Here is an 8813-nt window from a genome sequence, read left to right as displayed (position 1 = left end):
CCCTCGCCCGTTCCCGTACACCGGTCACCGCTCCGCCCCCACCGTGTCCTCGGCCAGTGCCGCCGCCTCCGCGTGGAGCGTCAGGGCCAGCGGGCCGGGGCCCGGCGTCGACGCCTCGACCCGCACCCGCCACAGCTCCCCGGTCCGCTCCATCGCGACCTCGGCTCCTTCGGGGGCCGCCGACCGGGCGACGTCCAGCGCCTGTGCCTCCGGTTCGGAGCGGGCCGCGGCCCTTGCCCCGGCTCTCGCCGCGTCCACGCACCGAATCTGGGCGGAGGCCGCCATCAGCGCCCAGACCAGCGTCAGGGCGAACACCACCAGCACCGGAACCGCCATGGCCGCTTCGGCTGTCACCGCGCCCCGGTCCCGCCTCTTTCCGGCCCTTCCGTCCGCGCCCCGGCAACGGCCCCCGGCAGGTCGTCGCCCGCGGCCGCGCTCAGAACTTCGCATCGAGCGCTTCCTTCAGCAGTGACTGCAGTGCGGACATGACCGGCTGGCTGGTGACCACCTTGTAGAGCACCGCCGCGAACGCGCAGGCCGCGATCGTTCCCACCGCGTATTCGGATGTCGTCATGCCGTTGTCCGATCGGACCCGGCGTGCCACGCCACGTGCCCAGTCCCTGATTCGCCGTGCCATTTCAACCCCCGCTGATTGCTCGTTCTCGTAGGAAAAATTCAGGTGCCCGGTCTTTTGGGTCATCCGGTGTGAAGCAGTCCGGTCGCCAGGCCCACCACCACCGGGGCCACACCCACCGCCAGGAAGGCGGGCAGGAAGCAGAGTCCGACCGGGCCGGTGATCAGTACGCCCGCGCGTTGTGCGCGCGCCACGGCGGCGCTCGCCCGCTCCGCCCGCATCGCCTCGGCCAGCCTCGCCACCGGTTCGGCCGCCGGCGCCCCGGTCGAACCCGCCCGGTCCAGACAGCGGGCCAGTGCACCCGCACCCGGGATCTCGCCGAACCTCCCCCAGGCCGCCGCGGGCTCGCCGCCGAGACGGATCTCCGCGGCCACCTGCGCCAGGCTCGTACCGACCGGCCCGCCGAGTGACTCCCCCACCGCTTCAGCCGCCTCTCCCGGCCCGGCGCCGGCAGAGACGCAGGCCGCCAGCAGATCGGCCGCCAGCGGCAGTTGGCGTGCGGCCAGCGCCTGCTCCTCCTTCCCGTCCCGCTGCTCGTGTCCCTTGCGGGCCCGCTGCCATCGCCGGGCGCCGTAACCCCCCGCCAGTCCTGCCGCGCACCCCAGCGGGCCACCGATCAGGGCCCAGCCCGTCGCCAAGGCCGCCAGCGGCGCGATCCATTCCTTCGCCCGGTCACCGGACACCGTGCGCCCGCGTCGGCGTCTCTCCGGGGGAACCGCCAGCAGCACCGCGCCCCGGCGGCGCCCCGCCCGCCTCCGCCGCGTTCCTGCCAGGGCCAGGGCCGACCAGAAGGCCGCCGTGCCGAGAACCGCGCACATCGCCGCCCCGAGCCCGGACCCACCGGTGATGCCGCTCATGCCGCCTCTCCCGCCCGTACGATCCGACCGGCCCACCAGAGCCCCGCGGCCTCCAGCAGCCCACCCACCGCCACACAGGCCAGCCCGACCGGGGTGTGGAGCAGCACCCGCAGCGGGTCGGCCCCGAGCGCCGCTCCCAGGCCCAGCCCCAGCACCGGCAGCAGAGCCAGTACGGCGACCGTCGACCAGGCGCCCGCCAGCCGGGCCCGTAACTCCTCCCGTCTGCGCCGCTCGGCCCGCAACGCGCCTTCCAGCCGGTCCAGGCCCGCCGCGAGCCCGGCCCCGCCGTCCACCGCCACCCGCCAGCAGGCCGCCACCCCGGCGAGCCCGTCCAGGCCGGGGTCCCGCGCCGCCTGCCCGAGTGCCGCCGGCACATCACCACCGAACCGGGCCGCCGCCGACACACCGGCCTCCGCCGCCCCCAGCACTCCCGTTTCCCGGACCGCGGCCAGCAGCGCCTGCCCCGGCTCGTGCCCGGCCCGCAGCTCACCCACGACCGCGCCGCACAGCGCCACCACCCCCGCCTCGCGGCGTTCCCGCTCCTGTCTCCGGGCCCGCCCGCGCAGCCACCGGCGCACCAGCGGCACCGCCACCGCCCCGGCGAACAGCGGCAGCACGGACGCCCCCAGCACGGCGACGAGCAGCGCCACCGGAATGCAGAGCCATTCCCTCCGTTCCCGCAAGTGCCCCAGCAGCCGTGCTCCGGCCCGCTCCCGCCACACGCGCAACGGCGAGCGGGCCGGTCCGTCGACGAACAGCACCCGTGCCCTCTGCCGCCCGTGGTCCCGCGCCGCCACCAGCCAGGCCGCCGCTCCGGCGCACAGAGCAGCCGCGCAGGCCACACTCGTCGCCGACCCCGTCGGCGCACCGCCACCGCTCACGGCGCGCCTCCGATCAGCGAGCGCAGCCGTTCCCAGCCCCGTTCCCGTACGAAACCGTCGGTGCCCCAGCGCAGGGCCGGCACGGTCACCACCAGCCCCGCCGTGTCCCGCTCCAGAACGTGCACCTCGGCGATCCGCCGCTGCCCGGCCCGGTCGCGCACGAGGTGGACCACCACCGACAGGGCTGCCGCCAGCTGGCTGTGGAGCGCCACCCGCTCCAGCCCCGCCGCCGTCCCCAGCGCTTCGAGACGGGCCGGCACGTGCTCGGCCGCATTGGCATGGACCGTCCCGCAACCACCTTCATGCCCCGTGTTGAGGGCCGCCAGGAGTTCCGTGACCTCTGCGCCTCGGACCTCTCCGACCACCAGTCGGTCGGGCCTCATGCGCAGCGCCTGCCTCACCAGGTCCCGGAGCGTCACCCGCCCCGCCCCTTCCTGGTTGGCGGGGCGCGACTCCAGACGCACCACATGTGGATGGTCCGGCCGCAGCTCCGCCGAGTCCTCGGCGAGCACGATCCGCTCGTGCTCCCCGACCGCGCCCAGCAGACTCGACAGAAGGGTCGTCTTCCCCGCCCCCGTCCCTCCGCTGATCAGGTACGAGACACGGGCCTCCACCAAGGCCCGCAGCACTCGGTCACCGCCCGGCGGCACGGTCCCCGCCGCGACCAGTTCCGTCAGTGAGAAGGCCCTGGGCCGCACCACCCGCAGCGACAGGCACGTCGAACCGACCGACACCGGGGGCAGCACGGCATGCATACGGGTGCCGTCCGGCAGCCGGGCGTCCACCCAGGGGCGGGCGTCATCCAGCCGCCGCCCCGCCACGGCGGCCAGCCGCTGCGCCAGCCTGCGCACCGCGGCGGCGTCCGCGAAGGTCACCCCGGTCAGTTCGAGCCCACCGCCCCGGTCCACCCACACCCGGTCCGGAGCGGAGACCAGCACGTCCGTCACCATCGGATCGCTGAGCAGCGGTTCCAGCACCCCGACCCCGACCAGTTCGCCGCGCAACTCCTCGGCGGCGCCGAGCACTTCGGCGTCCCCGAGCAGCCGCCCCTGGGCCCGTAACGCGGCCGCCACCCCGGCCGGGGTCGGTGCCGCGCCGCTCTGCGCCAGCCGTTGCCGTACGGCGTCGAGCAGCGTCTCCGTCATGACACGCCTCCGCCGGTGCGTCCCCCCGCGTTCTCCGCGGTGAGTGCCCGCTCCCAGAACGCCGCGCAGAACCTGGCCAGTGGGCCGCGAGCACTTCCGCCCGGCGGGGAGCCACTGTCCTGATCGGCCAGCAGTCCGGCGTCGAGCGGTAGTTCACCGACGAGCGGCAGCCCCAACGCCTGTGCCACCCACCGCTCGTCGAGACCCGCCGCGTACGGGCCACGGGCCACGACCCGCAGATCGGCCAGGACCATCCCGGCCATCGACGCCACCCGCTTCGCCGCCGCGACCGCGCGGAGTTCCCCCGGCACCACCAGCAGCCCCAGGTCCAGCTGGGCGAGGGCCTCGGCCACCGACTCGTCGACCCGGCGGGGCAGATCGACGACGACCACCCCGCCGAGCCTGCGGGCGGCGGCCAGCACGGCCTGCATGGCCCGGGGCGGGACGACCACCCAGTCGTCACGGCCCCAGCTGAGCACCCTCAGCCCGTGTAACGCGGGCAGCGACTCCTCCAGCGCGCCTCCGCCGACCCGCCCCTTCGAATGGGCGAAATCCGGCCATCGCATCCCTTCGGCCCGTTCGCCCCCGAGCAGTACGTCGATGCCTCCGCCGAGCGGGTCGCCGTCGATCAGCATCGTCCGCCGGCCCGCCCTGGCGGCGGTCACCGCGAGGGCGCAGGCCAGCGTGGACGCACCGGATCCGCCCCGCCCGCCGATCACCCCCACGGTGAGCGCCGCCCGGCCCACGCCTTCCACCGCATTGGCGATCTGGTCGACCAGCCACCCCTCCGAATCGGGCAGCCTCAGTACGTATTCGGCCCCGATCTCCACCGCGCGGCGCCAGACGTCCGGGTCGTCCTGCTCCCGTCCGACAAGCATCACACCCTGTCTGCGCGCCGCCCCGCGGCACCGCCGGGCGGCGTCGTCGCCCACGAGAACCATCGGGGGCTGTTCCCAACTGCCCCTGTTCTCGGGCAGCGAGTGATGGACTTCCGGTTCCGCCCCGGCTGCCGCGCACAGCCGCAGCAGATCATCGAGCAGTTCCACGTCCTCGGTCACGATCAGTGGCCCGCCCCGCCGTGCTCCGGCGGCCTGCGGACGATCCCACGCGATGGACCCGGCCAAGATCTCCACTTCCTTCCCACTGCACCCTCATCGCGGTTCGCGGTGATCCCGGATCGTTCCGGGACCGGCGATTCCGCAATCCGCGGACTTCGCGGCGGGAATCACCGTGCAGCGCTTCGGGAAAAGATGTGGATCTTGCTCAAAAGCTGGGGACAACTCCACCCTTGTGAATAACTTCGTCATCCATACCGGCGACTTTCGCAGCGCACCCCTTCCGCTACGCACCGTGACGAGTCAGAGTGATGGGGGGCGTAGCGAGAGGCGGCCGTCATGACCGAAATGGAGGCGGAATGCTTGATTCCGAACGGAAGAAACGCGCCCGGACATGCGACGACCCCCGCCGGGGGGGAGAGCGGGGGTCGTCCCCACGGCCGACTCGGGGGGGGAGGAGCCGGACCGGGTTAGCACGGTCGCGAACGATCCGTGACTTCCATGGTGTACCCGAGAGCCCTCTCAGGCAAACCCACGCGCCGGAGTTTACGCCGAATGGTCGGCCCCTATGCTCTGCCTTGTGGAAAACCGCTTCTTGCCGCGCACAGCAGCCTTCTTTGACCTGGACAAGACGGTCATTGCGAAGTCTTCGACACTGGCCTTCAGCAAGTCCTTCTACCAAGGCGGACTGATCAACCGCCGTGCCGTACTGCGCACTGCGTACGCACAGTTCGTGTTCCTTGCCGGGGGTGCAGATCACGACCAGATGGAACGGATGCGAGAATATCTCTCCGCACTCTGCAAGGGCTGGAACGTCCAGCAGGTGAGAGAAATCGTCGCCGAGACCCTGCACGATCTGATCGACCCCATCATCTACGACGAAGCGGCGACGCTCATCGAGGAGCATCACACCGCCGGGCGCGACGTGGTGATCGTCTCGACCTCCGGCGCCGAGGTCGTCGAACCCATCGGCGAGATGCTCGGCGCCGACCGGGTCGTCGCCACCCGAATGGTGGTCGGCGACGACGGCTGCTTCACCGGTGAGGTGGAGTACTACGCGTACGGCCCGACCAAGGCCGAGGCGATCAGGAGCCTCGCGGTGTCGGAGGGGTACGACCTCTCGCGCTGCTACGCCTACAGCGACTCCGCCACCGACGTGCCGATGCTGGAGTCGGTCGGCCATCCGCATGCGGTCAACCCGGACCGCGCGCTACGGCGCGAAGCGACCCTTCGCGAGTGGCCGATTCTCGTCTTCAATCGGCCGGTCCGCCTCAAGCAACGTCTGCCCGCGTTCTCGATGCCGCCACGTCCGGCGCTGGTCGCCGCGGCGGTGGGCGCGGCCGCCGTCACGGCGGGGCTGGTCTGGTACACCTCCCGCCGCCGGGGCGCCACGGCCTCGGCCTGACAATCCCCGACGCGACGGACCCGACGCGCACACCACCGACTCCCGCCGTCGAGCCCCGCGACCGGCTCCCCGCAGACCGGCCGCGGGGGCCGGCACACCTGCCGGACATGCCGGATGATCCGCATTCCGGACCGCTCGGAGCGAATTACCCGACTCGCCCGTAATTGAACCTAAAAGTAAAGAAGTGTGGCCAGCACTACCGTTCGCACCACCTCTGGAGTACAAAGGACTCAACGGCCCGCGAGACCAAGGACATCCGAGAGGATTACCAGTAACGCAGAGAAGGCCCCACGGACCGAAGCATGAAAGCCGAGCACCCACGCGACGTCGACCCGTCGATTACGGGCCAGCCGCACCAGGGACCGGGCAAAGAACCCGACCTGATGGGCACATATCGAGGACGCATGGTAACTGGGCAGACATGCCAGCGGCGGTACCGAGGACGGTACCGCCGCAACCCTTTTCCGGGGCGGTGAAGTCGGCGCGGCAGAGCCCCTCCCGGAAGTTACCGCCGTGAAGTCACTTCGCCGGCTTCACCCCGGTGGAGTCATGGCATCGGATCCAGCTCGGCGAAGCACCCGCCCCGGGACCACGCCGATGGCCATCCAATCCGCGGCACTCCGCCCCTCGAACCCGCCACCACCCCATGACCCCACGAAGCCGTGACCTCATGGCCTCACGAGCCCACCGGTTCGAGGCCCACGAAGCCGGGGCCCGCGGGCCCACGGCGTCACGCCACTCCGACGCCCTGCCCTACGCCGCACCCCGCTGCAGCGCCTCGCACACCGCCGTCGACTCCCGGACGCCCAGTTCCACGGAGCGCCCGCAGTGGGTGATCCAGGCCGCCATCCCGTCCGGCGTACCCGACAGATAGCCCTCGAATGCCGCGAGGTACGCCGCCCGCCCCTGTTCGGCGTGACCCACCTCGGCCGGGCAGATCGACTTGGGGTCGAGCCCGCTCCCGATCAGCACGATCCGTTCGGCGGTCCGTGCGACGAGGCCGTTGTGCGAGCCGAAGGGGCGCAGGGCCAGCAGTTCACCGTGCACGACCGCCGCCGTCACCAGCGCGGGCGCCGAAGTGCCGGAGAGGATCAGCCCGGAGAGCCCCTCCAGCCGTCCGGCCACCTCGTCGGCGCCCGGCAGCAGCGCTTCGACCAGCGGTTCGTCCACGGGCTCGCCCGCCAGCCTCGGCCGGCCGATGGAGTCCTCGGGCTCCACCCCGCCGGCGGCGACCAGGTGCAGCCGGGCCAGCACCCGAAGCGGCGACTGCCGCCAGATGGAAAGGAGTTGACCCGCTTCCGCGGTCAGTCTCAGGGCCGCGCCGATCACCCGCGCCTCGTCGTCACCACTGAAGTCGGTGCGTCGGCGCACCTCTTCCAGGTTCCAGTCGGCACCCGACAGCGCCGCCGAGCCGCGAGCGCCGCGCAGGGCCGCTTCGGCGGTGACCTCGTTGCTGCGGCGCCGCATGATGCGGTGACCGTAGACCCGGTCGACGGCCTTGCGTACGGAGTCCACCGCGTCGGCGACTCCCGGCAAGGAACCCAGGGCGGCGAGCGGATCAGAGGCAGTCGTACTCATAAGTAGCGAGGCTACGCGCCCCCTGCGCCGATGCCGCCCGGGAGTGGCCTTCTTCACGAAGTGCGACAGCGGAAAGCAATTGCACCGCTACCCTAGGTGAACATGAAGATCGCTTTCGTAGGGAAGGGCGGCAGCGGCAAGACCACGTTGTCCTCGCTCTTCATCCGCCACCTCGCCGCCAATGAAGCCCACGTCGTCGCGGTGGACGCCGACATCAACCAGCACCTCGGGGCCGCGCTCGGCCTGGACGACCAGGAAGCCGCGGCGCTGCCCGCCATGGGTGCCCACCTGCCCCTGATCAAGGAGTACCTGCGCGGGAGCAACCCCCGCATCGCCTCCGCCGAGACGATGATCAAGACGACTCCGCCCGGTGAGGGGTCACGGCTGTTGCGGATCCGCGAGGACAACCCGATCTACGACGCGTGCGCCCGTACGGTGCGGCTCGACGACGGGGAGATCCGGTTGATGGCCACCGGGCCGTTCACCGAGTCGGATCTTGGGGTCGCCTGCTACCACTCCAAGGTCGGCGCGGTCGAACTCTGCCTCAACCATCTCGTCGACGGTCCCGAGGAGTACGTCGTCGTCGACATGACGGCGGGTTCGGACTCCTTCGCCTCGGGGATGTTCACCCGCTTCGACATGACGTTCCTGGTCGCCGAACCGACCCGCAAGGGCGTCTCCGTCTACCGCCAGTACAAGGAGTACGCGCGGGACTTCGGGGTCGTGTTGAAGGTGATCGGCAACAAGGTGCAGGGCGAGGACGACCTGGACTTCCTGCGCGCCGAGGTGGGTGACGACCTGCTGGTGAGCGTCGGGCACTCCGACTGGGTGCGGGCCATGGAGAAGGGGCGCCCCTCCCGTTTCGAACTGCTGGAGGCCGACAACCGAATGGCGTTGCAGGCCCTGCAGAACGCGGCGGAGGACTCGTACGAGCAGCGGGACTGGGAGCGTTACACGCGGCAGATGGTGCACTTCCACCTGAAGAACGCGGAGAGCTGGGGCAACGAGAAGACGGGGGCCGATCTGGCCGCCCAGGTCGACCCCGCCTTCGTTCTCGACGAGCGGTACGCGCAGGACGGTGCCGCCCAGCCCGCCTGAGCCACTGGCTCCCCGGGCCGCCCGAGCCGCCGCTCCCCGGACCGGCCGCCCCGCCGGCTCCCGGTCGACCCCGGCCGGCTCCCCCGCCGAGGTCCTGTCGTGAGCCGTGACGCCTCCGGGTGCCCGCTCGGGCGTCGGCCGGGATCGGTGTTCCGCCCCG

General features: G+C 72.0%; 9 protein-coding genes. 2 read left to right on the top strand and 7 right to left on the bottom strand.

What is annotated here, in order from left to right; genetic code table 11:
* Nucleotides 1-24: 24 nt before the first annotated feature.
* The 6 genes from EAO76_RS37210 to ssd are packed head-to-tail and all read right to left on the bottom strand — an operon-like array spanning nucleotide 25 to nucleotide 4641.
* Complete coding sequence (locus tag EAO76_RS37210) at nucleotides 25-450, bottom strand: TadE family type IV pilus minor pilin (RefSeq protein WP_148840646.1); 426 nt, start codon at nucleotides 448-450, stop codon at nucleotides 25-27.
* The gene (locus EAO76_RS37205) at nucleotides 437-637 is read right to left on the bottom strand and encodes a DUF4244 domain-containing protein (protein WP_187438947.1); all 201 of its coding nucleotides are present in this window, start codon (nucleotides 635-637) and stop codon (nucleotides 437-439) included. Before EAO76_RS37205 ends, EAO76_RS37210 begins: the two co-directional genes overlap by 14 nt.
* Before the next feature lie 59 nt (nucleotides 638-696).
* Entirely contained in the window at nucleotides 697-1491 is a 795-nt protein-coding gene (locus EAO76_RS37200) for a type II secretion system F family protein (protein WP_148840644.1), read from the bottom strand.
* Nucleotides 1488-2372: a type II secretion system F family protein gene (locus EAO76_RS37195; protein ID WP_148840643.1), complete on the bottom strand. Its 885-nt coding sequence runs from the start codon at nucleotides 2370-2372 to the stop codon at nucleotides 1488-1490. Before EAO76_RS37195 ends, EAO76_RS37200 begins: the two co-directional genes overlap by 4 nt.
* Nucleotides 2369-3517 (bottom strand): TadA family conjugal transfer-associated ATPase, encoded by a 1149-nt coding sequence (locus EAO76_RS37190; RefSeq protein ID WP_148840642.1) that lies wholly within the window; start codon nucleotides 3515-3517, stop codon nucleotides 2369-2371. The genes EAO76_RS37195 and EAO76_RS37190 overlap by 4 nt, the downstream gene beginning before the upstream one ends.
* Complete coding sequence (gene ssd / locus EAO76_RS37185) at nucleotides 3514-4641, bottom strand: septum site-determining protein Ssd (protein ID WP_148840641.1); 1128 nt, start codon at nucleotides 4639-4641, stop codon at nucleotides 3514-3516. The genes EAO76_RS37190 and ssd overlap by 4 nt, the downstream gene beginning before the upstream one ends.
* A 499-nt stretch (nucleotides 4642-5140) precedes the next feature.
* Here ssd and EAO76_RS37180 point away from each other — a divergent pair, with 499 nt between their 5' ends.
* Nucleotides 5141-5977, top strand: coding sequence for an HAD family phosphatase (locus EAO76_RS37180; RefSeq protein WP_148840640.1), 837 nt, complete (start codon nucleotides 5141-5143; stop codon nucleotides 5975-5977).
* 753 nt (nucleotides 5978-6730) lie between these two features.
* On the opposite strand, the gene EAO76_RS37175 is transcribed toward EAO76_RS37180, so the two are convergent.
* Nucleotides 6731-7555 carry an oxidoreductase gene (locus EAO76_RS37175; RefSeq protein WP_148840639.1) on the bottom strand — a complete coding sequence of 275 codons (825 nt, stop codon included), beginning with the start codon at nucleotides 7553-7555 and terminating at the stop codon, nucleotides 6731-6733.
* Between the two features lie 102 nt (nucleotides 7556-7657).
* On the opposite strand from EAO76_RS37175, the gene EAO76_RS37170 reads away from it, so the two are divergent.
* Nucleotides 7658-8653 (top strand): ATP-binding protein, encoded by a 996-nt coding sequence (locus EAO76_RS37170; RefSeq protein ID WP_148840638.1) that lies wholly within the window; start codon nucleotides 7658-7660, stop codon nucleotides 8651-8653.
* Nucleotides 8654-8813: the final 160 nt, after the last annotated feature.

It is taken from the genome of Streptomyces sp. sk2.1 (assembly GCF_008120935.1).
GTDB lineage: Bacteria > Actinomycetota > Actinomycetes > Streptomycetales > Streptomycetaceae > Streptomyces.
This window is presented reverse-complemented; position numbering and strand designations above follow the sequence as displayed.

Bases quoted from the DNA above. Each gene is read 5' to 3' on its own strand.
- EAO76_RS37210 (WP_148840646.1), bottom strand. From the start codon at position 450: ATGCGAAGTTCTGAGCGCGGCCGCGGGCGACGACCTGCCGGGGGCCGT.
- EAO76_RS37205 (WP_187438947.1), bottom strand. From the start codon at position 637: ATGGCACGGCGAATCAGGGACTGGGCACGTGGCGTGGCACGCCGGGTC.
- EAO76_RS37200 (WP_148840644.1), bottom strand. From the start codon at position 1,491: ATGAGCGGCATCACCGGTGGGTCCGGGCTCGGGGCGGCGATGTGCGCG.
- EAO76_RS37190 (WP_148840642.1), bottom strand. From the start codon at position 3,517: ATGACGGAGACGCTGCTCGACGCCGTACGGCAACGGCTGGCGCAGAGC.
- EAO76_RS37180 (WP_148840640.1), top strand. From the start codon at position 5,141: ATGCTCTGCCTTGTGGAAAACCGCTTCTTGCCGCGCACAGCAGCCTTC.
- EAO76_RS37175 (WP_148840639.1), bottom strand. From the start codon at position 7,555: ATGAGTACGACTGCCTCTGATCCGCTCGCCGCCCTGGGTTCCTTGCCG.
- EAO76_RS37170 (WP_148840638.1), top strand. From the start codon at position 7,658: ATGAAGATCGCTTTCGTAGGGAAGGGCGGCAGCGGCAAGACCACGTTG.